The 23,712-nt window shown below is 66.9% G+C and carries 23 protein-coding genes; all 23 read right to left on the minus strand.

What is annotated here, in order from left to right:
* Positions 1 to 23 precede the first annotated feature (23 nt).
* Complete coding sequence (locus tag F7Q96_RS21165; RefSeq protein WP_053823037.1) at positions 24 to 662, minus strand: HupE/UreJ family protein; 639 nt, start codon at positions 660 to 662, stop codon at positions 24 to 26.
* Positions 663 to 753: 91 nt separating this feature from the next.
* Positions 754 to 1,056, minus strand: coding sequence for an urease subunit gamma (locus F7Q96_RS21170; RefSeq protein ID WP_053821455.1), 303 nt, complete (start codon positions 1,054 to 1,056; stop codon positions 754 to 756).
* Between the two features lie 75 nt (positions 1,057 to 1,131).
* Positions 1,132 to 2,016 (minus strand): urease accessory protein UreD, encoded by an 885-nt coding sequence (locus tag F7Q96_RS21175; RefSeq protein WP_053821454.1) that lies wholly within the window; start codon positions 2,014 to 2,016, stop codon positions 1,132 to 1,134.
* A gap of 43 nt (positions 2,017 to 2,059) precedes the next feature.
* Complete coding sequence (urtE, locus tag F7Q96_RS21180; RefSeq protein ID WP_053821453.1) at positions 2,060 to 2,752, minus strand: urea ABC transporter ATP-binding subunit UrtE; 693 nt, start codon at positions 2,750 to 2,752, stop codon at positions 2,060 to 2,062.
* A 50-nt stretch (positions 2,753 to 2,802) separates the two neighbouring features.
* Entirely contained in the window at positions 2,803 to 3,675 is an 873-nt protein-coding gene (urtD, locus tag F7Q96_RS21185; RefSeq protein ID WP_053821452.1) for an urea ABC transporter ATP-binding protein UrtD, read from the minus strand.
* Entirely contained in the window at positions 3,672 to 4,931 is a 1,260-nt protein-coding gene (gene urtC, locus F7Q96_RS21190; protein WP_053821451.1) for an urea ABC transporter permease subunit UrtC, read from the minus strand. The genes urtD and urtC overlap by 4 nt, the downstream gene beginning before the upstream one ends.
* Positions 4,928 to 6,565 carry an urea ABC transporter permease subunit UrtB gene (gene urtB / locus F7Q96_RS21195; protein WP_151023250.1) on the minus strand — a complete coding sequence of 546 codons (1,638 nt, stop codon included), beginning with the start codon at positions 6,563 to 6,565 and terminating at the stop codon, positions 4,928 to 4,930. Before urtB ends, urtC begins: the two co-directional genes overlap by 4 nt.
* Before the next feature lie 120 nt (positions 6,566 to 6,685).
* Positions 6,686 to 7,942, minus strand: coding sequence for an urea ABC transporter substrate-binding protein (urtA, locus tag F7Q96_RS21200; RefSeq protein WP_053821449.1), 1,257 nt, complete (start codon positions 7,940 to 7,942; stop codon positions 6,686 to 6,688).
* Positions 7,943 to 8,144: 202 nt separating this feature from the next.
* Positions 8,145 to 8,624 carry a MaoC family dehydratase gene (locus tag F7Q96_RS21205; RefSeq protein ID WP_006576677.1) on the minus strand — a complete coding sequence of 160 codons (480 nt, stop codon included), beginning with the start codon at positions 8,622 to 8,624 and terminating at the stop codon, positions 8,145 to 8,147.
* Between the two features lie 19 nt (positions 8,625 to 8,643).
* Entirely contained in the window at positions 8,644 to 9,096 is a 453-nt protein-coding gene (locus F7Q96_RS21210) for a MaoC family dehydratase (RefSeq protein WP_053821448.1), read from the minus strand.
* 219 nt (positions 9,097 to 9,315) lie between these two features.
* Positions 9,316 to 10,434 carry an acyl-CoA dehydrogenase family protein gene (locus tag F7Q96_RS21215; protein WP_053821447.1) on the minus strand — a complete coding sequence of 373 codons (1,119 nt, stop codon included), beginning with the start codon at positions 10,432 to 10,434 and terminating at the stop codon, positions 9,316 to 9,318.
* A gap of 13 nt (positions 10,435 to 10,447) precedes the next feature.
* Positions 10,448 to 11,650, minus strand: a complete 1,203-nt coding sequence (locus F7Q96_RS21220) for an acyl-CoA dehydrogenase family protein (protein ID WP_006576680.1) — start codon at positions 11,648 to 11,650, stop codon at positions 10,448 to 10,450.
* Positions 11,651 to 11,739: 89 nt separating this feature from the next.
* A complete protein-coding gene (locus F7Q96_RS21225) occupies positions 11,740 to 12,201 on the minus strand; it encodes a DUF1178 family protein (RefSeq protein WP_053821446.1) in 462 nt (153 codons plus the stop codon).
* Positions 12,202 to 12,348: 147 nt separating this feature from the next.
* Positions 12,349 to 12,993 (minus strand): NUDIX domain-containing protein, encoded by a 645-nt coding sequence (locus tag F7Q96_RS21230; RefSeq protein WP_244959431.1) that lies wholly within the window; start codon positions 12,991 to 12,993, stop codon positions 12,349 to 12,351.
* 48 nt (positions 12,994 to 13,041) lie between these two features.
* Positions 13,042 to 13,350, minus strand: coding sequence for a DUF2818 family protein (locus F7Q96_RS21235; RefSeq protein WP_053821445.1), 309 nt, complete (start codon positions 13,348 to 13,350; stop codon positions 13,042 to 13,044).
* Positions 13,351 to 13,384: 34 nt separating this feature from the next.
* Positions 13,385 to 14,860, minus strand: coding sequence for an NADH-quinone oxidoreductase subunit NuoN (nuoN, locus tag F7Q96_RS21240; RefSeq protein WP_053821444.1), 1,476 nt, complete (start codon positions 14,858 to 14,860; stop codon positions 13,385 to 13,387).
* 18 nt (positions 14,861 to 14,878) lie between these two features.
* Entirely contained in the window at positions 14,879 to 16,345 is a 1,467-nt protein-coding gene (locus tag F7Q96_RS21245) for an NADH-quinone oxidoreductase subunit M (protein ID WP_053821443.1), read from the minus strand.
* Positions 16,346 to 16,359: 14 nt separating this feature from the next.
* On the minus strand, positions 16,360 to 18,468 hold the full coding sequence (gene nuoL, locus F7Q96_RS21250) for an NADH-quinone oxidoreductase subunit L (RefSeq protein ID WP_053821442.1): 2,109 nt from the start codon (positions 18,466 to 18,468) through the stop codon (positions 16,360 to 16,362).
* Between the two features lie 72 nt (positions 18,469 to 18,540).
* Entirely contained in the window at positions 18,541 to 18,846 is a 306-nt protein-coding gene (gene nuoK / locus F7Q96_RS21255; RefSeq protein WP_006576687.1) for an NADH-quinone oxidoreductase subunit NuoK, read from the minus strand.
* Positions 18,847 to 18,861: 15 nt separating this feature from the next.
* The gene (locus tag F7Q96_RS21260) at positions 18,862 to 19,503 is read right to left on the minus strand and encodes an NADH-quinone oxidoreductase subunit J (RefSeq protein ID WP_053821441.1); all 642 of its coding nucleotides are present in this window, start codon (positions 19,501 to 19,503) and stop codon (positions 18,862 to 18,864) included.
* Between the two features lie 149 nt (positions 19,504 to 19,652).
* Positions 19,653 to 20,144, minus strand: coding sequence for an NADH-quinone oxidoreductase subunit NuoI (gene nuoI / locus F7Q96_RS21265; protein WP_006576689.1), 492 nt, complete (start codon positions 20,142 to 20,144; stop codon positions 19,653 to 19,655).
* A 98-nt stretch (positions 20,145 to 20,242) separates the two neighbouring features.
* Complete coding sequence (gene nuoH, locus F7Q96_RS21270) at positions 20,243 to 21,307, minus strand: NADH-quinone oxidoreductase subunit NuoH (RefSeq protein WP_053821440.1); 1,065 nt, start codon at positions 21,305 to 21,307, stop codon at positions 20,243 to 20,245.
* 30 nt (positions 21,308 to 21,337) lie between these two features.
* Positions 21,338 to 23,704 (minus strand): NADH-quinone oxidoreductase subunit NuoG, encoded by a 2,367-nt coding sequence (nuoG, locus tag F7Q96_RS21275; RefSeq protein WP_053821439.1) that lies wholly within the window; start codon positions 23,702 to 23,704, stop codon positions 21,338 to 21,340.
* Positions 23,705 to 23,712 lie beyond the last annotated feature (8 nt).

Consider the following 23,712-nt stretch of genomic DNA (forward strand, 5'->3'; position numbering starts at 1 on the left):
TCCTGTCTTCGGCCCTTGCGGATTCAAGCCACCATCAGCCCGACGCCATACAGCGCGACGCCGGCGCCAAGGGCGCGTGCGAGCCACGGCGCATGCCGGCGCAGCACGGTGCCGGCGGCGATGCCCGCCAGATGCAGCGTCATCGTCGCCAGCGCGAAGCCGCCGACATAGGCCAGCACCGCGGGCAGCGCGCCGGCGGTTGCGGGCAGCTCGGCACCGTGCGCATGGCCATGGAACAGCGCGAAGCCGCCGACCAGCGCCATCGCGACGCCGGCCGGCAGCCGCGCGCGCAGCGCAACCAGCAGGCCAATCACCAGCAGCGAGGCGGCGATCATCGGCTCGACCGCAGGCAGGGCAATGCCGGCGAGGCCCAGCGCGGCGCCAACCAGCATCAGCGCAACGAACGCCAGCGGCACGCGAAACAGGCCAACACCCGTGCCGCCGCCCGCGCCTGCGCCACCCACCGCCAGCGCGCTCCAGACGCCGACCGCCACCATCGCCAGCAGATGGTCGGCTCCGGTCAGCGGATGCAGCAGGCCGGACGCCAGACTGGCGCCGACGCTGGCGACATCGTGGCCCGGATGCGCCAGTGCCGGCCCGCTGGCAAGCACGGCTGCCGCGGCCGGCAGACATGTGGCAACGCGCGCGAGCCCGCGCGGCATCGCCTGTTGGAAGGGAAGGAAGCGAATCAAACCGGCCATGTTGGTCCTCGGTAGAAAACGAAATCTCGGTGAAACCCAGCGATGCAGGTCTTCAGACGATCGGCTGGTGCACGGTGACCAGCTTGGTCCCGTCTGGAAAGGTCGCCTCGACCTGGATTTCCGGGATCATCTCGGCGACCCCATCCATCACGTCCTCGCGCGACAGCACCGTGGTGCCCGCATGCATCAGCTCGGCGACGGTGCACCCATCGCGCGCGCCCTCCATGATCGCGGCGGTGATCAAGGCGACCGCCTCCGGATAGTTCAGCTTCAGCCCGCGCGCGCGGCGGCGCTCGGCCAGCAGCGCGGCGGTGAAGATCAGCAGCTTGTCCTTCTCTCTTGGCGTCAGTTCCATCGCCTGTCCTCGGTATTCCGCTGTTACATCGACTGATTGCATCGACCGATTACGTCGACGCGTTGCATCGACTCGTTACGTCGCCCACAGCCGCAGCGGCCTGGCCGCTACCCCATGGATCGGCATCCGCAATGCGGCCCACGCCGCCACCATCAGCTCGCGCACCGGCTCGATGCGCGCGCCCAGCACGCGCAGCAGCAGCATCGGCTGCTCGGCGTCGGCCAGGCACGTCACGCCGGCACGCAGATCGGGCCGATACGGCAGGCTTTCGGCAAGCTGCTCGGCCAGCGCCTGCGTCGCACCCGCGCCGACGGCCCACAGCGTGCCCAGCACCGGCAGGCCGTCCAGGCCCACGCGTGCATGGCGCAGCGGCGAATCGGCTTCGAGGCGGGCATGCTCGCGCCACAGCGTGCGCGTGCCTTGCCCGATGCGCGTGTCCATCCACGCGGTGCCGCGCCGCCACTGCTCGCCGGAGGCCTGCCGGCCGAGCACCAGCGCATCCCAGCCGATCGCGCTGGCGCCCGGGGCGACCTCCACGGTGGTCGCGAGCCGCGCGCGCGCATCGTCGAACACGATGTTCTCCTGCGGCAGCCAGTCCAGCCGCGCGCCGGCCGCGACCGCAATGCGCACGCGCTGGCTGGCGTCGCGGCCGAGCGACTTGTACCACTTGGTCGCGCCCGGCGTGGCCAGTACCGCGTGCGCGCCCGGCTCGATGCCGATATCGATGTCGAGCACGTCGCCGCCCGCGATGCCGGCCGGCGGATGCAGCACCACCGCATGGCAGATGCCCCCTTCCGGATACAGCGGCTTCTGCACCATCAAGGGCCCGGCATGCCGCCGCTCGACCAGCGCGCTGCGTTCGCCGCGCACCGCGAAGCGCAGCCGCAGGCTGGCGTGCCACGCGGCCGGCATGGCCATCGTCGCGGCAGGATCGTCGGCGGGAAAATCGGGATGGCGCATGGACTCGGCGGAGGCGGAAGCGAACGCGAAGACGGAACGCGGCCTAGACCGCGATCATCTCCCGCACGCCGTGCTCTTCCATGCGGCCGCCCTCGCCGCTGGCCACCACCTCGCCGCGGCTCATCACCACGTAATGGTCGGCCAGATGGCGCGCGAACTCGTAGTACTGCTCGACCAGCAGCACTGTCATGCCGAACTCGTCGACCAGCAACCGCAGCGCGCGTCCGATGTCCTGGATGATCGACGGCTGGATGCCTTCGGTGGGCTCGTCGAGGATCAGCAGCTTCGGCTCGCTCATCAGCGCACGGCCGATCGCCAGCTGCTGTTGCTGCCCGCCGGACAGATCGCCGCCGCGGCGCAGCCGCATCGTGCGCAGCACCGGAAACAGCTGGTAGATCCGGTCGGGCACGCCGGCCGGCTTGCCGCGGCTGGCTGCACCGATCAGCAGGTTCTCTTCGACGGTCAGCCGCGGAAAGATCTCGCGGCCCTGCGGCACATAGCCCAGCCCCGCGGCGACGCGCTCGTAGGGCGGCGCCTTGTCCAGCGTGCGGCCCTGCCAGCGGATCGTGCCGCTGCGGGTCGGCACCACGCCCATCAGGCATTTCAGCAGCGTGCTCTTGCCCACGCCGTTGCGGCCGAGCAGCGTGGTCAGGCGGCCCTCCGGCACGTCGAAGCTGACGTCGCGCAGGATATGGCTGCCGCCGTAGTACTGGTTCAATCCGCTGACTTGCAGCATCGCTTTTCCTTTCTGCGCTTCCATTCCGCGCCGCAGTTCGGCGCCGCAGTTCAGCGCCCCAAATACGATTCGATCACGCGTTCGTCGCGCTTGACCGCGTCCAGCGTGCCCTCGGCCAGCACGCTGCCTTCCGCGAGTACCGTGACCTTGCCGGACTCGCCGGCCAGCGCGGCGACGAATTCCATGTCGTGCTCGACCACCATCATCGAGCAGCTGCCGCGCAGGCCATTGAGCAGCCTGGCCAGCTGCATCGTTTCCTCGTCGGTCATGCCGGCCACCGGCTCGTCGAGCAGCAGCAACTGCGGCTGCTGCATCAGCAGCATGCCGATCTCGAGACGCTGCTTCTGGCCGTGCGACAACAGCCCCGCCGGCCGGTAGGCCTCGTCTTCCAGGCCCGTCAACGCCAGCGTCTGCTCGATGCGGCGGCGGCCATCGGCGCCGAGCCGCGCGCGCAGCGACGACCACCAGCGCTTGTCGGCCTTCATCGCCAGCTCCAGGTTCTCCCACACCGCGTGCTGCTCGAACACGGTTGGCTTCTGGAACTTGCGGCCGATGCCGGTCTGCGCGATGGCCGGCTCGTTCAGCCGCATCAGGTCGATGCTCTGGCCGAGAAACACGCGGCCGCTGACCGAGGCATTGCGTGGCCCGGTCTTGCCGGTGATCACGTCCATCATCGTGGTCTTGCCCGCGCCATTGGGGCCGATCACGCAGCGCAGCTCGCCGTGGTCGATCGACAGCGTCAGCCGGTTCAGCGCGCGAAAGCCGTCGAACTGCACGGTGACGTCTTCCAGATACAGGATCGGGCCGTGCGAGACATCGATGGTGCCGCGCTCGAGCACGCGGCCCAGGCCGGTGGCGTCGCCGCTTTCCGCCTGCGTCGCGTCGTGGCGCGGATCTGGGTTCGGTTGCGTTGCGGCGATCATGCTTCTCCTCCGCTGCGGGCAGCCGGCACCGGGATTGGTGCGGCGATCGGTGCGGCGGGCGTCGGCGGCGGCACGGACGAAGCGGACGAAGCGGAGGCGGCGGACGGCGCCGGCACGCGCGCACCGTCGGCGCGGCGCAGGCGTGCCAGCAGGCCGACCACGCCGTTGGGCAGATACAGCGTGACCAGCACGAACATCGCGCCGAGCAGGAACAGCCAGTACTCGGCGAAATGCGCGGTGAACAGCGTCTTCGCGCCATTGACCAGGAAGGCGCCGATCACCGGGCCGATCAGCGTGCCGCGTCCGCCGACGGCGACCCAGACCGCCATCTCGATCGAGTTCGCCGGCGACATCTCGCCCGGATTGATGATGCCGACCTGCGGCACATACAGCGCGCCCGCGATGCCGCACAGCACCGCCGAGAAGGTCCAGACGAACAGCTTGTAGCCGAGCGGGTTGTAGCCGGAGAACATCACGCGCGTCTCGGCGTCGCGCACCGCGGTGACCACGCGGCCGAGCTTCGACGTCACGATATAGCGGCAGGCGATCAGCCCGCCCAGCAGCGCGAACGCCGTCAGCACGAACAGCACGGTGCGCGTCTCTGGTGCGGCGATGGCAAAGCCGGCGATGCGCTTGAAGTCGGTGAAGCCGTTGTTGCCGCCGAAGCCCGTTTCGTTGCGGAAGAACAGCAGCATCGCGGCATAGGTCATCGCCTGCGTGATGATCGACAGGTAGACGCCCTTGATGCGCGAGCGGAACGCGAAGAAGCCGAACAGCCAGGCCAGCACGCCGGGCACCAGCACCACCAGCAGCAGCGCGTAGCCAAGATGCTCGGTGCCGTGCCAGAACCACGGCAGCTCCTTCCAGTCGAGGAACACCATGAAGTCGGGCAGCTCGCTGCGATAGACACCGTCGCGGCCGATCGCGCGCATCAGGTACATGCCCATCGCATAGCCGCCGAGCGCGAAGAACAGCCCGTGGCCCAGGCTCAGGATGCCGCAGTAGCCCCACACCAGATCGAGCGCGATCGCCGCCAGCGCGAAGCACATGATCTTGCCGATCAGCGTCAGCGCATAGGCCGACAGATGCAGCGGATGCGTGTCGGGCAGCACCAGCGCGCACACCGGCACCACCACGGCGGCGAGCAGCGCGACCAGCGCCAGCGCCAGCCAGCCGCGCGTGGAGAACAGCGGCTGGCGCGCGGGCACCGCCAGCGTGAAAGCGCGCGCTCCGGGATCGATCGAACCTTGCATCATGCCTCCGCGCTGCGCCCCTTGAGCGCGAACAGTCCCTGCGGCCGCTTCTGGATGAACAGCACGATCAGCACCAGGACGATGATCTTGGCCAGCACCGCGCCGTAGAACGGCTCGATGAACTTGTTGATGATTCCCAGGCCGAAGGCGCCGACGATGGTGCCGGCCAGCTGCCCGACGCCGCCCAGCACGACCACCATGAAGGAATCGATGATGTAGGCCTGCCCCAGGTCGGGGCCGACATTGCCGATCTGCGACAACGCGCAGCCGCCGAGCCCGGCGATGCCCGCGCCGAAGGCAAACGCATAGCTGTCGACCTTCCAGGTCCGTACGCCGACGCACGCCGCCATCGTGCGGTTCTGCGTGGTGGCGCGCACGAACAGTCCGAGCCGGGTGCGATTGAGCACGGCCCAGGCGATCGCCACCACGGCCAGCGCGAACACGACGATGACGATGCGGTTGTACGGGATCACCAGCCCAGGCATCCACTGCACGGCGCCGCTCATCCAGCTGGGGTTCGCCACCTCGACGTTCTGCGCACCGAACAGCATCCGCACCGCCTGCATCAGCAGCAGGCTGATGCCGAACGTCGCCAGCAGCGTTTCCAGCGGACGGCCGTACAGATGGCGCAGCACCAGCCGCTCCAGCACGAAGCCGACCGCGGCGGCGGCGAGGAAGGCCGCGGGCAAGGCCGCCGGCAGATACCAGTCGAAGGCGTCGGGCAGATAGGCGCGGAACAGCGACTGCACCAGCCAGGTCGCATAGGCGCCGATCATCAGGAATTCGCCGTGGGCCATGTTGATCACGCCGATCAGGCCATAGGTGATGGCCAGGCCCAGCGCGGCCAGCAGCAGCACGCTGCCCAGGCTCAGGCCGGCGAACAGGTTGCCGATCAGTTCGGCCTGGCGTTCGCTGGCGCGCAGATTGTCGAGGGCCTGCTGCGCGGCGGCGCGCAACTGTGCGTCGGGCTCGCGGTACTGGCCGCTGTCATCGCGCTCGACCAGAGGCTGCAGCCGCTGGCGCGTGGCCGGATCGCTGTCGCGGCCCAGAATGCCGATCGCTTCCAGCCGCTCTTCGCGGCTGCCGTCGGCGAGCACGGTATTGGCCCAGATCACGTCGAGTCTGGCGCGCAACGCGGTGTCGGCCTCCGACTGGCGCGCGGCGGCGACGGCCTCGCGCGGCGCGTCCTCGGGACGCTCGAGCAGCGCCGCGATCGCCCGCGCGCGCACCGTGGCGTCCGGGGAGCTCAGCAGCAGGCTGCCGGCCGCGCCGTCGACCTGCGCGCGCAGGCTGTTGTTCAGCGTCAGCGATTGCAGCGCGCCGGCATCGACCTCGACCGGCTTGCCGGTGATCGCGTCGATCGCGCGCTCGCCGTCGACGCGCACCATGCCGATGCCCGGCGCGAACTGCAGCGTGTCGTCCTGCAGCGCCTGCAGGATCGGACCGGCCTGCTTCGGATCGGCCTTGGCCAGCGCGGCGATGGCGGCGCGCTTGGCATCGAAATCGTCGTCGGCCAGGGGCTGCAGATCGGCCTGGGTCAGCGCGGCGGCCGCCCACAGCGCGGGCGCCGCCAGCAACAGCAGCACGGCGAGCGTGGCGCGCCACCAGGGCGCTCGGGGCAGCAGGGGTCGAGGCATGAAATCGGTATCGGAATTCGGTGAAAGAGACAGGCACGGCTGCGGTGCCGTGCCGCCGGCCGTCCCGCGTGCGGGAGACGGCCGGAAAAGCCGGGTGGCCTCCCCCACCCGGGCCTGGCCTTACATCACCTTGTCCGGCTTGCCCTCGTTGCCCGCGATGAACGGGCTCCACGGTTGCGCACGCAGCGGCTTCGGCGTCTTCCAGACCACCGAGAACTGGCCGTCGCCCTTGACCTCGCCGATCATCACCGGCTTGTACAGATGGTGGTTCTCGCCCATCGTCAGCGTGAAGCCGCTCGGCGCCTTGAAGGTCTGGCCGATCATCGCGGCGCGGACCTTGTTCGGGTCGGTGGTGCCGGCCTTCTTGACCGCCTGCGCCCACATGTGGATGCCGACGTAGGTGGCCTCCATCGGATCGTTGGTCACGCGCTTGTCGCCGCCCGGCAGGTTGTTCGCCTTGACCCAGGCCGCCCATTGCTTCTTGAACGCGTCGTTCTCCGGGTTCTTGACCGACATGAAGTAGTTCCATGCGGCCAGATGGCCGACCAGCGGCTTGGTGTCGATGCCGCGCAGCTCTTCCTCGCCGACCGAGAACGCCACCACCGGCACGTCCTTGGCCTTCAGGCCCGCGTTGCCCAGTTCCTTGTAGAACGGCACGTTGGAATCGCCGTTGATCGTCGAGATCACCGCGGTGCGGCCGCCCTGCGAGAACTTCTTGATGTTGGCGACGATGGTCTGGTAATCGCTGTGGCCGAACGGCGTGTAGACCTCCTCGATATCCTTGTCGGCCACGCCCTTGCTCTTCAGGAAGGCGCGCAGGATCTTGTTGGTGGTGCGCGGATACACGTAGTCCGTGCCCAGCAGGAAGAAGCGCTTCGCGCCCCCGCCCTCCTTGCTCATCAGGTACTCGACCGCGGGAATGGCCTGCTGGTTCGGCGCGGCGCCGGTGTAGAAGACGTTCTTCGACATCTCCTCGCCCTCGTACTGCACCGGATAGAACAGCAGCGCGTTCAGTTCCTCGTAGACCGGCAGCACCGACTTGCGCGACACCGAGGTCCAGCAGCCGAAGGTCACCGCGACCTTGTCGTTGCTGATCAGCTGGCGCGCCTTCTCGGCGAACAGCGGCCAGTTCGACGCGGGATCGACGACCACCGGGACCAGCTTGCGGCCCAGCACGCCGCCGCTCTTGTTGATCTCGTCGATGGCCATCAGCGCGACGTCCTTCAGCGACGTCTCCGAGATCGCCATCGTGCCCGACAGCGAATGCAGCACGCCCACCTTGATCGGCTCTTTTGATTGCGCGATCGCCAGCGGACTGGTACCGATCATCGCCGCGGCGGCCACCGCCGACAGCTTCAATATCTCACGTCGTTTCATTGCAGCTCCCTAGCTCGTATTGGTGTTCGAGGAAGAACGCACCCCGGCAGGGACTTCTGCAACTAGCGTGCCACCAAAAAAGAACGCGGCCTGTGGCCGCGTGGGTGACTGCATCGAGATCACGGCACCGTGGCGGTGCGCGCGTGCCTTGCATCACGATGGTGCGATGACGCAAAGCGGTGCGACGCACCGCGCCGGGGCGTCAGGAATAGCGCCGGCTGATCGATTCGGCGACGCAGACCGGACGATCGCTGCCCTCGCGTTCGATCGTGACCTCCCAGGTCGACTGCGCGCCGACCAGATCCGGTGCATTGGGCGGCGGCGCGATGCGCTCGACCTTCAGCAGCTTGATACGCGCGCGCAGCCGGCTGCCGACCGGCACCGGCGCGGTGAAGCGCACGCGGTTCAGGCCGTAGTTGACGCCGATCTTGACGCCCGGCATCTGCATCGCGCTCTGCATCAGCGCGGGCAGCAGCGACAGCGTCAGGAAGCCGTGCGCGACCGGTGCGCCGAACGGCGATTCGCGCCGCGCGCGTTCGGGATCGACGTGGATCCACTGATGGTCGCCGGTCGCCTCGGCGAACAGGTTGACCTGGTGCTGCGTGATCTCGGTCCAGTCGCTGACGGCGACCTCCTGCCCCTGCAGGCCCTCGAGCTCTTCCAGCGAAGCGATGGTGCGCATCTTCTCTCCTTGTCCAATGTCAGGACGGCCGGCGGCCGTACATGCCCATGCCCTTGACGGTGCAGACCAGCTCGCCGCGCTGGTTGACCGCCTCCCACTGCGTGTGCACGACGCCGCGATCCGGCTTGGACTGCGACGGCCGCTTGTCCAGCACCGACACAAACACGGTCAGCGTGTCGCCGGCATAGACCGGCTTGAGCCAGCGGATCTCGTCGACGCCGGGCGAGCCCATGCTGGCCGACTTCGACGTCATGTTGTCGACCAGCATGCGCATCATCACCGCGCAGGTCATCCAGCCGCTCGAGATCAGGCCGCCGTAGATGCTTTTCTTCGCCGCCTCCCTGTCGACGTGGAAGGGCTGCGGATCGTACTGCGTGGCGAAGCTGACGATCTCGTCCTCGGTGATCAGCCGGGAACCGAGCTCGCGCCGACTGCCGACGACGAAGTCTTCGAAGTACATGGTGTCGGACATGGGGTCTCCTGGGTCCTCGTATCGAATGCGTTTCTCCCTCGCCTCTCGGCGGGAGAGGGTTGGAAGAGGGGCTGGTGTCGACCGCCATCGGTACTGCGACCGCCGCTGCCCTCTCCCCCGCCCTTCTCCCGCCCGCGGGAGAGGGGAGAAACCCTGAATACAAAAAGCCGCGCCGGACGTTTGTCCGAGCGCGGCCTTGCTTGCCTCAGCGGCTGGCCATCATGCCGCCTGCTGGAATTCCGGCAGGCTGGCGAAGCGGCCAAGATGGTGGTCGACGTCGCCGAAGGTGGTGTTGATCAGCGTCAGCCGCTTGAACATGTGCGCGGCCGGCAGTTCGTCGGTGACGCCCATGCCGCCGTGGATCTGCACCGCTTCCTGGCCGACCGTGCGCGCGGCCTGTCCGACCCGCGCCTTGGCGGCGGACACGTAGCGGCGGCGCTCCTCGGGGCTCGCCTCGTCGAAGCGGGCCGCGGCCAGCAGCGTGATCGAGCGCGACTGCTCCGCATGGATGAACATCTCGACCATGCGGTGCTGCAGCGCCTGGAAGCGCGCGATCGGCACGCCGAACTGCTGGCGCGTCTTGGCGTACTCGATGGTGGCGGCGGTCAGCGTGTCCATCACGCCGACGGCCTCGGCGCACAGCAGCACCGCGGCGTAGTCGGCGACCTGCTCGAGCAGCGCCCAGCCCTGACCTTCGGTGCCCAGCAGCTCGCCGGCGGCGTCCTGGAACGTGATATCGGCCGCGTGCAGGTTGTCGATCGTGCGGTAGTCGCGGATGGTGACGCCCGGCGCCTTCGCATCGACCAGGAACAGCGAGATGCCATCCTGATCGGCATTGCCGCCGCCGGTACGTGCCGACACCACCAGCTTGTCGGCCTGGCCGCCGTGGATCGCCACGACCTTGGTGCCGTTCAGCTTGCCGCCCTTGGCGGTCACCCGCACGTCGTTCAGCGCATAGCGCGCCTCGCGCTCGTTAAACGCGGTGGCCAGCTTGACTTCGCCGCCGGCGACCTGTTCGAGTACGGCGTCCTGGCCGCCGGCCTGCTTCAACGCATAGGCGGCTGTCACCGTCGCCAGATACGGCTCGACCACCAGGCCGCGGCCCAGCTCCTGCATCACCACCATCATGTCGATGGCCGACCCGTTGAAGCCGCCCTGCGCCTCGGGCACCGGCAGCGCGGTCAGGCCGAGCTCGACCAGCGCGCTCCATGCCGCTTCGCTGTAGCCGGTCTCGCTCTTGTAGGCCTTCTTGCGGGACTCGAAGTCGTAGCTCTTGTCGATGAAGCGGCGTACCGCGTCAGCCAGTTGCTTCTGCTCGTCGCTGAGATTGAAGTTCATGGTTCCTGTCTCCTCACAGCCCCAGGATCATCTGGCTGATGATGTTCTTCTGGATTTCGTTGGATCCGCCGTAGATCGAGGTCTTGCGGAAGTTGAAGTAGTACGCGGCCAGCGGCGCGGCATCGTCGTAGCCGGTCACCGCGTGCTCGGTCTCGCACTCCAGGTAGTCGCGGTCGAACGGCTGCGCGTACGGGCCGACCGCTTCGACCATCAGCTCGGTCAGCATCTGCTGGATCTCGGTGCCCTTGATCTTCAGCAGCGAGGCCTCGGGGCCGGGGCCCTTGCCGGCGCTCTCGCTCGACACCACGCGCAGCACGGTGATTTCGAGCGCCATCAGCTCGATTTCCAGCGCGGCGACCTTGGCGCCGAACACCGGGTCTTCCAGCAGCGGCTTGCCGTTCTTCTGCTGCTGGCGCGCGACGCGCTTCAGGAAGCCGAGCTCGCGCTTGGAATTGCCGACGCGGGCGATGCCGGTGCGCTCGTGGCCAAGCAGGTACTTGGCGTAGGTCCAGCCCTTGTTCTCCTCGCCGACGCGGTTCTCCACCGGCACCTTGACGTTGTCGAAGAAGACCTCGTTCACCTCGTGGTCCTCGTCGAGCATGATGATCGGACGCACGGTGATGCCCGGCGTCTTCATGTCGATCAGCAGGAACGAAATGCCCTCCTGCTTCTTGGCTTCGGGGTCGGTGCGGACCAGGCAGAAGATCATGTCGGCGTGCTGGCCGAGCGTGGTCCAGGTCTTCTGGCCGTTGACGATGTAGTGCTTGCCGTCCGGAGTCAGTTCGGCGCGGGTCTTCAGCGAGGCCAGGTCCGAGCCCGAGCCCGGCTCCGAATAGCCCTGGCACCACCAGTCGGTGCAGTCCAGGATGCGCGGCAGGTAGTAGGACTTCTGCTGCTCGTTGCCGTACTTCATGATCACCGGCGCGACCATCGCGACGCCGAAGGGCAGCACGCCGGGCGCGCCGACGCGGGCATTTTCCTCATCCCAGATATGGCGCTGGGTCGCGTTCCAGCCGGTACCGCCGTACTCGACCGGCCAGTGCGGCGCCGACCAGCCCTTGCCCGCCAGGATCTTGTGCCAGCGCACCAGATCGTCCCGGTTGGGCCGGCGGTGATTCAGAATCTTGGCGCGAATGTCCGCCGGCAGGTTGGCTTCCAGCCAGCTGCGCACTTCCTCGCGGAAGGCGTTGTCGGCCGCCGTGTAGTTGAGATCCATGCCCGTCTCCAGTGATGCCGGCTGCGGCCGGCAAATTGTTCTGGCCAACGCGCCCTCGCACCGGCGCGAAGGCGGGCACGGGACGCGATTCAGTGAGCCGTCTGCTTCAGCGCATCCGGCACCACGAGCGGAAACGTTTCGATGCCCTCTTCGGCGAGCGCCTGCACTTCCTCCGGCGACGCCGTCCCGCGGATGCCGCGTTCCGGTGCCTCGTCGTAATGCATGCGCCTGGCCTCTTCGGCAAAGCGCGGCCCCACGTCCTCGGTCTGCGCCAGCACCTGCCTGACCGCCTTCAGATACAGCGATTGCAGGACCTGCGCCGCCGGCGGGACCGCCTGAGCCTGCTGCACCGGCGCCTGGGGCGCCGGCTGGCGCTCGGCCGCGCCAGACAGATTCAGGCGCGGGGCGCTCGGCAGCCGCGTCACCGCGTGGTCGCCGCAAACAGGACACTGAACGAGATCGCGCGAAATCTGCGACTGCGCATCGTCCTCCGAAGCAAACCAGCCTTCGAACCGATGGTCATGCGCACAGCGCAGGTCGAGCACCTTCATGATGTTTCCAGCCCGTCAAAGCAATATTAGCCGTGAATCGCAAATTTGTGAACGGTCGTTCTAATTTTTTCCTGACCGCGGCCAGCCCCGGGGGCCGGCGTCAGGCGAAGATGGTAGCGTCCTGGTGAATTTAAAGATGGGCTGCGCTCAGTCCGGCACCTTCTGCTCGCCCGGCTGCCAGGCGCCGGACAGCACCTTTTCCAGCCAGAACGCGCCGATGATGGTCTTGACGTCGGTGATTCGGCCCTGGCGGACCCAGTCGATCACCTGCCCCGCCGGCACAATCAGCGTTTCCAGGAATTCGCCGTCGTCGAGCGCCGCCTCGCCGGCGGTCAGCTCGCGCGCCAGGAACAGGTCGATGAACTCGGTCGAGTACGAGATCACCGGGTGGATTCGGGTCAGATAGTCCCAGCGCGCGGCGCTGTAGCCGGTCTCCTCGCGCAGCTCGCGCTCGCCGCAGCGCTGCGCCCCCTCCTGCGGATCGAGCTTGCCGGCCGGAAATTCCAGCATCACCTCGCGCACCGCATAGCGGAACTGGCGCTCCACCAGCACGGTGCCGTCGTCGAACAGCGGGATCATCATCACCGCGCCGGGGTGCTCGACATACTCGCGGCCGGCCTGCTTGCCGTCGGGCAGCCGTACGATGTCCTGCTTCAGCGTCAGAAACTTGCCCCGGTGCAGCGTCGCGGACGCCAGGGGGACTTCCTTCAGATGGTCGTCGCCGCCCGCGTCGAGCGCTTCGGGAGAGACCAGGGAGGCGGCGTTGGCGCCTTGGGATCGGGATGACGACATGAACCCTCCGGGATGGCGAGGCCGCCGAAGGTCATGCCGGGTTCGGCGTCAGCTCGCGCGATGTTTGACCAGGTATTGCCAGGTGTAGCCGGGGAAGGCGAACACCAGCATCAGGCAGGCGGTGATCGCATAGAACTGCCAGCCCTGGGCAAAGCGATTGCCCAGGCCGGCCTCGACCGCGAAGCCCACCGCGCCGACCAGCAGATAGTAGACGATCAGCTCGGCGAGCCGCACCCAGAACGGCTTGCGCGGCTTGCCGAGCGGAATGACCGCGAACAGGCGCTGGTTGACAAACGGCAGATTGGCACAGGCCAATGCCAGCAGGATGACAAACCAGCCGCCCGCGGATGCGCTCATTGTGGTGTGCGTGGTGCGCGTGTCGGCCGGGCGCTCAGGCGCCCAGCGTGGTGCGCACGACCTGGTAGCACAGGTTCATCAGCGCGGCCGGGAAGATGCCCAGCACGACGATGACCAGGCCGTTCAGGCTCAGCAGCGAACGCAGGCCGCCCGAGGCCTCCAGCGTTTCCTCGCCGGCCGGCACGTCGAAGTACATCAGCTTGACGATGCGCAGGTAGTAGAACGCACCGATCAGCGAGAACAGCACCGCCACCACGGCCAGCCACGACATGCCGGCCGCAACCACCGCCTCGAGCACCGCCAGCTTGGCGTAGAAGCCCACGGTCGGCGGGATGCCGGCCAGCGAGAACATCATCACCAGCATCAGCAGCGCGAACCACGGGTTCTTGCGCGACATGCCCTTCAGGTCTTCCAGCGTCTCGGCCTCGAAGCCCTTGTTCGTGCGCAGCAGGATGATGCCGAAGGTGCCCAGCGTGGTCAGCACGTAGGTGACCGCGTAGAACATCGCCGAGCCGTAGGCGCTGGCGGCGCCGTCGGTCTGGCCGCCGGCCACGCCGGACAGCATGCCCAGCAGCAGGAAGCCCATGTGCGAGATCGTCGAATACGCCAGCATCCGCTTCAGGTTGCTCTGCACGATCGCCGTCAGGTTACCGATCGCCAGCGATACCACCGCCAGCACCGACAGCATCAGCTGCCAGTCCACCGCCAGCGGCAGCAGGCCTTCGACCAGGATACGCAGCGTCATCGCGAACGCGGCCAGCTTCGGCGCACCGGCGATCAGCAGCGTCACCGCGGTCGGCGAGCCCTGGTAGATGTCCGGAATCCACATGTGGAACGGCGCGGCACCTAGCTTGAAGGCCAGGCCGGCCACCAGGAACACCACGCCGAAGGCCAGCATCGTCGTGTTGACGCGGCCGGACTCGACCACGCGGAACACCTCGCCCAGGTTCAGCGAACCGGTGGCGCCGTACATCATCGACATGCCGTACAGCAGGAAGCCCGACGCCAGCGCGCCCAGCACGAAGTACTTCATCGCCGATTCGGACGTCACGCGCGAATCGCGGCGCAGCGCGACCAGCGCGTACGACGACAGCGACAGCAGTTCCACGCCGAGATACAGCGTCAGGAAGTTGTTGCCGGTGATCATCACGATCTGGCCGCCCAGCGTGAACAGCGCCAGCATGTAGAACTCGCCGGCGTACAGGTCGCGGTCGCCGAGGTAGCGGCGCGTGTAGACCAGCGTCACGAACAGCGCCAGCGCCGAGAACGAGGCCAGCACGTTGGCCATCGGGTCGATCACGGCCAGGTTCGAGAACGCGTAGTGGGTCTCGCCGTTGGCGGCGTTCAGGCCGAACCAGACGGTCAGCACCAGCGTGATCAGCAGCGACAGCGGATAGGCGACGCTCGGCCGATTTTTGCCGCGTGCAAGGTCGATCCAGTTGACCGCCGCGATGGCGATCGCCAGGAAGATGATCGGGGCCACAGGCGCCCAAGTCGTGGTCGATTCCATGATTCGTTCTCTCCCTGCTTACAGCTTGGACTGCGCCACGTGCGACAGCAGGTTGACCACCGATGCGTGCATCACATCGGTAAAGGGTTTCGGATGCAGGCCCATGTACAGCGTCATCGCGGCCAGCAGGCCCAGCATGACGAACTCGCGCTTGTTCAGGTCGACCAGCTCGGCGACGTGCTGGTGCTTGATATCGCCGAACACCACGCGCTTGACCATCCACAGCGAATAGGCCGCGCCGAGGATCAGCGAGGTGGCCGCCGCCAGGCCGATCCAGAAGTTGTACTGGACGCCGCCCAGGATCACCATCCACTCGCCGACGAAGCCCGAGGTCGCCGGCAGGCCGCTGTTGGCCATCGCGAAGAACACCGCGAAGGCCGCGAACTTCGGCATCGTGTTGACCACGCCGCCGTAGTCGGCGATCTGGCGCGAGTGCACGCGGTCATAGAGCACGCCGATGCAAAGGAACATCGCGCCCGAGATGAAGCCGTGCGAAATCATCTGCACGATGCCGCCCTCGATGCCGATCTCGCTGAAGATGAAGAAGCCCAGCGTGACGAAGCCCATGTGCGCGATCGACGAGTACGCGACCAGCTTCTTCATGTCGGCCTGCACCATCGCCACCAGGCCGATGTAGATCACCGCCACCAGCGAGATCGCGATGATGAACGCGGCCAGGCTGTGGCTGGCGTCCGGCGCGATCGGCAGCGAGAAGCGCAGGAAGCCGTAGGCGCCGAGCTTCAGCATGATCGCGGCCAGCACCACCGAGCCGCCGGTCGGCGCCTCGACGTGGGCATCGGGCAGCCAGGTATGGACCGGCCACATCGGCACCTTGACCGCGAAGGCCAGGAAGAACGCCAGGAACAGCAGCACCTGCTCGTTCATCGACAGCCTGGCCTGATGCCATTGCAGGATCTCGAAGCTGCCGGTCTTGTTGTACAGGTACAGCAGCGCGATCAGCGTCAGCAGCGAGCCGAGCAGCGTGTACAGGAAGAACTTGAAGGCCGCGTAGACCCGGTTCGGGCCGCCCCAGACGCCGATGATGATGTACATCGGGATCAGCGTGGCCTCGAAGAACACGTAGAACAGCATGCCGTCGAGCGAGGCGAACACGCCGACCATGATGCCCGACAGGATCAGGAACGACGCCATGTAGGCCGCCACGCGCTCGGTGATGACCTCCCAGCCGGCGATCACGACGATCACCGTGATGAAGGCGGTCAGCACGACGAACCACATCGAGATGCCGTCGACGCCGAGGTGGTAGTTGATGTTGAAGCGCTCGATCCACGAGACCTTCTCGACGAACTGCATCTGCGCGGTGCCGCGGTCGAAGTTCACGATCAGCGGCAGCGTGACCAGGAAGCTGACGATCGAGCCGAACAGCGCGGTCCAGCGGACGAAGCCCGGGCTGCGATCCGAGCCGAAGGCCAGCACCAGCAAGCCGAAAAAGATAGGCAGCCAGATAGCGAAAGAGAGAACCATTTTCGTTGTATTCCTTACTTGGCGCCCACCGCGCTAGCCGAGCCGAAGATCGTGATCGACAGCAGCACCAGCATGCCCAGGATCATCGCGAATGCGTAGTGATAGATATAGCCGGACTGCACGTAGCGGCTGACCGAGGCGACCCAGCCGACCACACGCGCGGCGCCGTTGACCAGCAGGCCGTCGATCAGGCCCTGGTCGCCGCCCTTCCACAGGCCCGTGCCGATCAGGCGCGCGCCGCGGGCGAACACCGCTTCGTTGATGGCGTCCATGTAGTACTTGTTGTCGAGCAACTTGTACACGCCGCTGAAGCGCTGCTGGATCGCCGCCGGGATGTCGGGCCGCTTCATGTAGAAGAACCACGACAGCACCACGCCGGCCAGCGCGAGCCACAGCACCGGGGTCTGCAGCGAGTGGATGCCCATCGCGACCCAGCCGTGGAACATCTCGGCCAGCTCGCGCATCGCGTGGTGGTTCTCGCCGACGAAGATCACGTTCTGGAAGGCCACGCCGTTCTTGAAGAAGTCGCCGAACAGCATCGGCTCGATCGCGATCGCACCGATCACCACCGACGGGATCGCCAGCAGCACCAGCGGCAGCGTCACGACCCACGGCGACTCGTGCGGCTTCTCGCCCGGCGCCAGGCCATGGTGATGGTCGTCGCCATGCGCCTCTTCCTCTTCCGCGGCGTGGTCGTGGTGCAGGTGCGGCTTGCCGAAGCGCTCCTCGCCGTGGAACACCAGGAAGTACATGCGGAACGAGTAGAACGCGGTGACGAACACGCCCGCCATCACGGCGAAATAGGCGAAGCCCGAACCGGCGATGTGCGACTCGGCCACCGCCTCGATGATCGAGTCCTTCGAGTAGAAGCCCGAGAAGAACGGCGTACCGATCAGCGCCAGCGAACCGACCAGCGAGGTGATCCAGGTGATCGGCATGTACTTGCGCAGGCCGCCCATGTTGCGGATGTCCTGGTCATGGTGCATGCCGATGATCACCGAGCCCGCGGCCAGGAACAGCAGTGCCTTGAAGAAGGCGTGCGTCATCAGGTGGAACACCGCGACCTGGTAGGCCGAGGCGCCCAGCGCGACCGTCATGTAGCCCAGCTGCGACAGCGTCGAGTATGCGACCACGCGCTTGATGTCGTTCTGGATGATGCCCAGGAAGCCCATGAACAGCGCGGTGATCGCGCCGATCACCAGCACGAAGGACAGCGCGGCGTCGGACAGCTCGAACAGCGGCGACATGCGGCTGACCATGAAGATGCCGGCGGTCACCATGGTGGCCGCGTGGATCAGCGCGGAGATCGGCGTCGGGCCTTCCATCGAGTCCGGCAGCCACACGTGCAGCGGGAACTGCGCCGACTTGCCCATCGCGCCGATGAACAGGCAGATGCACGCCACCGTCAGCATCATCCAGTCGGTGCCCGGGAAGGTCACGGTCGCCAGCTGGTCGCGCGCGGCGAACACCTCGGTGTAGTTCAGGCTGCCGCTGTAGGCCAGCAGCAGGCCGATGCCCAGGATGAAGCCGAAGTCGCCGACGCGGTTGACCAGGAAGGCCTTCAGGTTCGCGAAGATCGCGGTCGGACGGGTGTACCAGAAGCCGATCAGCAGATACGAGACGAGGCCCACCGCTTCCCAGCCGAAGAACAGCTGCAGGAAGTTGTTGCTCATCACCAGCATCAGCATCGAGAAGGTGAACAGCGAGATGTAGGCGAAGAAGCGGTTGTAGCCCGGGTCGCCCTGCATGTAGCCGACGGTGTAGATGTGGACCATCAGCGAGACAAAGGTCACCACCACCATCATCATCGCGGTCAGCGAGTCGACCAGGAAGCCGACCTCCATCTTCAGCGGGTGGCCGGCGAACGGCAGCACCATCCACTCATAGACCGTGGCGTTGAAGCTGGCCCCATCCACCATCACGTCGCGCAGCACGAGCAGCGACAGCAGGCAGGCGATCGCCACACCGAGAATGGTCACGGTGTGGGCGATGGCGCGGCCGGCGCGCGTCTCCGACGAGAACGATCCGAAGAACTTGGTGCCGAACAATCCCGCGATGGCCGCGCCGGCGAGCGGCGCCAGCGGAATCGCGAGCAGCAGGTTGGGGTTGAGCGTGGTTGCCATAGGACGCTTGTTGGTGTGCGGTCGGGTGCGGTCGGTTGGGTGACGTGTTTCGACAGGATCGGCTCGCGGGCATCAGCCCTTGAGCGCGTCCAGGTCGTCGACGTTGATCGTGTCCAGGTTACGGAACAGCACGACCAGGATTGCCAGACCGATCGCCGACTCGGCGGCGGCCACCGTCAGGATGAAGAAAACGAAGACTTGTCCGGCCAGATCGCCCAGATAGTGCGAAAAGGCGACGAAGTTCATATTGACCGCCAGCAGCATCAGCTCGATCGCCATCAGCAGCACGATCACGTTCTTGCGGTTCAGGAAGATGCCGACGATGCTGATCGCAAACAGGATCGCACCGAGCACCAGGAAATGGGCGAGAGAGAGCACGTCGTTCCCCGATCTTCAGTTCTTGTTGGCGGCGTCGGCTTGCTCGCCGGCGGCTTGCGCGGTCTGTGCCGGCATCGAAACCAGCCGCACGCGGTCGGCGCGGCGGGTGCGCAGCTGTTCGGACACGTCCTGCGCCTTGGTGTCCTTGCGGCGGCGCAGCGTCAGCGCGACCGCGGCGATGATGGCCACCAGCAGGATGATGCCGGCCACCTCGAAGGCGTAGATGTAGTCGGTGTAGATGACCTGTCCGAGCGCGCCGGTGTTCGAGTAGTCGGGGCCCTGCGGCATCGTCTTCAGCGGCTGCGTGGTGCCGATGAAATTGCGCACCAGCACGATCGCCATCTCGGCGATGATCAGCGCGCCGACCACCGAAGCCAGCGGCACATAGGTCCAGAAATCGCGGCGCAGGTGCTCGATGTCGATGTCGACCATCATCACGACGAACAGGAACAGCACCATCACGGCGCCGACATAGACCAGCACCAGCAGGATGGCGAGGAATTCGGCCTGCAGCAGCATCCACAGCGCGGCTGCCGTGAAGAACGACAGCACGAGGTACAGCGCCGAGTGCACCGGGTTCCTGGCGGTGATGACTTTCAGTGCGGAGAGCACCAGCACCACTGCGAAGACGTAGAAGATGGTGGTCGTGAATTCCATGGTTCTCGTCGTGCCGCACGGCACAGCCCACCCCCGGTGGCCTGCCCTTGCGGCATCCTTCTAGTTGCCCCTCGCGGGGCACGATTCAATATGTAGCCTTGCGGCCCGGTTCGCCCGGATTCGCGCCGTTTCGCGCGAACGGCGGGCGATCAGCGGTACTTCGCGTCCGCCGCCTTGGCCGCCGCGATCTGCGGCTCGTAGCGGTCGCCCACCGCGAGCAGCATGTCCTTGGTGAAATACAGGTCGCCGCGCTTCTCGCCGTGGTACTCGAGAATCTGGGTTTCGACGATCGCGTCGACCGGGCAGGCTTCCTCGCAGAAGCCGCAGAAAATGCATTTGGTCAGATCGATGTCGTAGCGCGTGGTACGGCGGGTGCCGTCGGCGCGCACGTCCGACTCGATCGTGATGGCCAGCGCCGGGCAGACCGCTTCGCACAGCTTGCAGGCGATGCAGCGCTCCTCGCCGTTCGGATAGCGGCGCAGCGCGTGCAGGCCGCGAAAGCGCGGCGACACCGGCGTCTTCTCCTCGGGGAACTGCACCGTGATCTTGCGGGCGAAGAGATAGCGGCCGGTCAAGGCCATGCCCTTGAAGAGTTCCTTCAGGAGCAGGCTGTTGAAGAAGTCCTTGATGGCGAGCAGCATGACGATTGCTTCCTAGTAATTCCACCGGGCGCGGCGCGTGCGCCGCAGCCCGGTTTGGCCCGTCCCGGCCGGCCTCGTGGCCGGGATCGGCGGCGATTTCAGTGCCAGATGTTCCAGGGCGACTTGATCCAGATCGCCACGATGATCAGCCATGCGACGGTCAGCGGAATGAAGACCTTCCAGCCCAGGCGCATGATCTGGTCGTAGCGGTAGCGCGGGAACGAAGCGCGGATCCAGATGAACACCGACAGCAGCAGGAACACCTTGATCAGCAGCCAGAAGAAGCCCGGGATCGCGTTGGTCACGACGCTGTCGACCGGGGGCGCCCAGCCGCCGAGGAACATCAGCGCGGTCATCGTCGAGATGATGATCATGTTGATGTATTCGGCCAGGAAGAACAGCGCGAAGCCCATGCCCGAGTACTCGATCATGTGGCCGGCCACGATTTCCGATTCGCCTTCCACCACGTCGAACGGGTGGCGGTTGGTTTCTGCCACGCCCGAGATGAAGTAGACGCCGAACATCGGCAGCAGCGGCAGCCAGTTCCACGACAGGATGTTCAGGCCCATGTTGGCGAAGTAGCCGGTGTTCTGGCCGTTGACGATCGCCGACAGGTTCAGGCTGCCCGAGACCATCAGCACGGTGACCAGCGCGAAGCCCATCGCGATTTCGTACGACACCATCTGCGCGGCGGCGCGCATCGCGCCGATGAACGCGTACTTCGAGTTCGAGGCCCAGCCGGCCAGGATCACGCCGTAGACGCCGACCGAGCTGATCGCCATCACGTACAGCAGGCCCGCGTTGACGTCGGCCATCACCACCTCGGCCTGGAACGGGATCACCGCCCAGATCGCCACGGCCGGCATCAGCACCATCAGCGGCGCGATCAGGTACAGGCCCTTGCTGACCTGCGAGGGCGTCATCACTTCCTTGAGCAGCAGCTTCAGCACGTCGGCGATCGGCTGCAGCAGGCCCAGCGGGCCGACCCGGTTCGGGCCGATCCGCACGTGCATCCAGCCGATCAGCTTGCGCTCCCACAGGATCAGGTAGGCCACGCACAGCAGCAGCGGCACCACGATGACCACGGCGCGAATCAGGATCCACAGCGGCGTCCATGCGCCACCGAAGACGGCCTGTCCCTGCGAGGTAATCCAATCGATCATCTTTCTCTCTCGCCTGTCGTATTCGCTTCTTTAAGCCGCGGCCACCGGGGCCAGTTCCACCGCCTTTTCCACCAGCACGGTGCCGAACATCGGCCCGAGGCCGACGGCCGCCGGCGTCGCCGCCGACACGCGCACCGTATTGGCGGGCAGACCTTCTTCCAGCACGGCCGGCAGCACCACGCTGCCCTGCCCTTGCGTGACCCGCACCGGATCGCCGGCGGCCACGCCCAGCGCGGCGAACAGATCGGCCGACAGGCCCACCTGCATCGCACGGCGCGCCGCCGCGGTCAGCTGCAGCGAATCGGCACGGCGCACGATCGCGTCCGAGTGGTAGATCGGCACGTCGGCGACGCGCTCGATCGCCGGCACGGCCCCATCGGCCGACGGCGCGGCGACCTGGATCGCGGCGGACGTGCGGTTGTTCAGGCGCGGACCGATCGCTTCGGCCAGCGCTTCGTCGCGGACCGATTCGGCGGTCTCGTAGTCGAAGCCCGGCACGTCCAGCAGATTGCCCAGCACGCGCAGCACCTTCCAGCCCGGGCGGGTCTCGCCCAGCGGACGCACCACGCCGTTGAAGCTCTGCGGCACGCCTTCGCAGTTGACGAAGGTGCCCGAGGTCTCGCTGAACGGCGCGATCGGCAGGATCACGTCGGCGTATTGCAGCGCGGCCTCCGAGCGGAACGGCGACAGCACGATCACCGTGCCGGCCTGGCCCAGCGCGGCCAGCGCGCGTTGCGGATCGGCGCTGTCGAATTCGGGCTCGGCGTTCAGCACCACATAGGCCTTGCGCGGCGTCTCCAGCATGGCGCGGGCGTCGGCCCCGCCCTGGCGCGGCAGCGCGCCGACCAGATGCGCGCCGACGGTGTTGGCCGCTTCGGTCAGGAAGCCCAGCGTGGCGCCGGTGTTGTCGGCGATCCACTGCGCCAGCGCATGCAGCGCGGCGAATTGCGGATGACGAACGGCCTCGTTGCCGAGGAAGACGGCACGGCGCTCGCCCGACAGCAGGGCCTGCGCGGCCGCCTCGGCCAGCGCGCCACCGTCGAAACCTTCCGTGCCGGCCGGAGCGGCGACGCCCTTCGCGGCCGCGACGGCACGCGCCACGCCAGCCAGCGCGGCGGCCCAGGCCGACGGCGCCACGGCGATGCGCGCCGCCAGCGGCATCAGCAGGTCTTCGGGGCTGGCGCCCAGCACGGCGACGCGGGCACCCTTCTTGGCGGCCTGGCGCAGGCGCGAGGCCAGCAGCGGCTGATCCTTGCGCAGCGAGGCGCCGATCACCAGCGCACCCTGCAGCGTCGACACCTCGGCGATCGGCATGCCGAGCCACGGCGCACCCTCTACCTGCGCCGAGAAATCGGACTGGCGCAGGCGGAAGTCGATGTTGTCGCTACCCAGGCCCCGCACCAGCTTGCCGAGCAGATAGAGCTCCTCGACGGTCGCGTGCGGGCTGGCCAGCGCGGCGATCTGGTCGGCGCCATGCTCGCGCTTGATGCCGGCCAGGCCGTTGGCGACGTATTCGAGCGCGGTCTGCCAGTCGGTCTCGAGCCACTGGTTGTCCTGCTTGATCATCGGCCGGGTCAGCCGGTCGGCGCTGTTCAGGCCCTCGTACGAGAAGCGGTCGCGGTCCGACAGCCAGCATTCGTTGATGGCTTCGTTGTCCAGCGGCAGCACGCGCATCACGCGGTGGTTCTTGGACTGGACGATCAGGTTCGCGCCCAGGCCGTCGTGCGGCGACACCGACTTGCGGCGCGACAGTTCCCAGGTCCGCGCGGTGTAGCGGAACGGCTTGCTGGTCAGCGCACCGACCGGGCACAGGTCGATCATGTTGCCCGACAGTTCGGAATCCACCGTCTTGCCGACGAAGGTCGTGATCTCGGAATGCTCGCCGCGGTTCAGCATGCCCAGCTCCATCACGCCGGCCACTTCCTGGCCGAAGCGCACGCAGCGGGTGCAGTGGATGCAGCGCGTCATCTCTTCCATCGAGATCAGCGGGCCCACGTTCTTGTGGAACACCACGCGCTTCTCTTCCTTGTAGCGCGATTCGGAGGCGCCGTAGCCGACCGCCAGATCCTGCAGCTGGCACTCGCCGCCCTGATCGCAGATCGGGCAATCGAGCGGGTGATTGATCAGCAGGAATTCCATCACCGACTTCTGGGCCTTGACCGCCTTCTCCGAATTGGTGAAGACCTTCATGCCCGCGGTGACCGGCGTGGCGCAGGCCGGCAGCGCCTTCGGCGCCTTTTCGACCTCGACCAGACACATGCGGCAGTTGGCCGCGATGGACAGCTTGCGGTGATAGCAGAAGTGCGGGATGTAGGTGCCCAGCTTGCGGGCCGCTTCCATCACCAGGCTGCCTTCCGCAACCTCAACCTTCTTGCCGTCGATTTCGAGTTCAACCATGTTCTGCC

The sequence above is a fragment of the Cupriavidus gilardii genome, from assembly GCF_008801915.1.
Classification (GTDB): Bacteria; Pseudomonadota; Gammaproteobacteria; order Burkholderiales; family Burkholderiaceae; genus Cupriavidus; species Cupriavidus gilardii.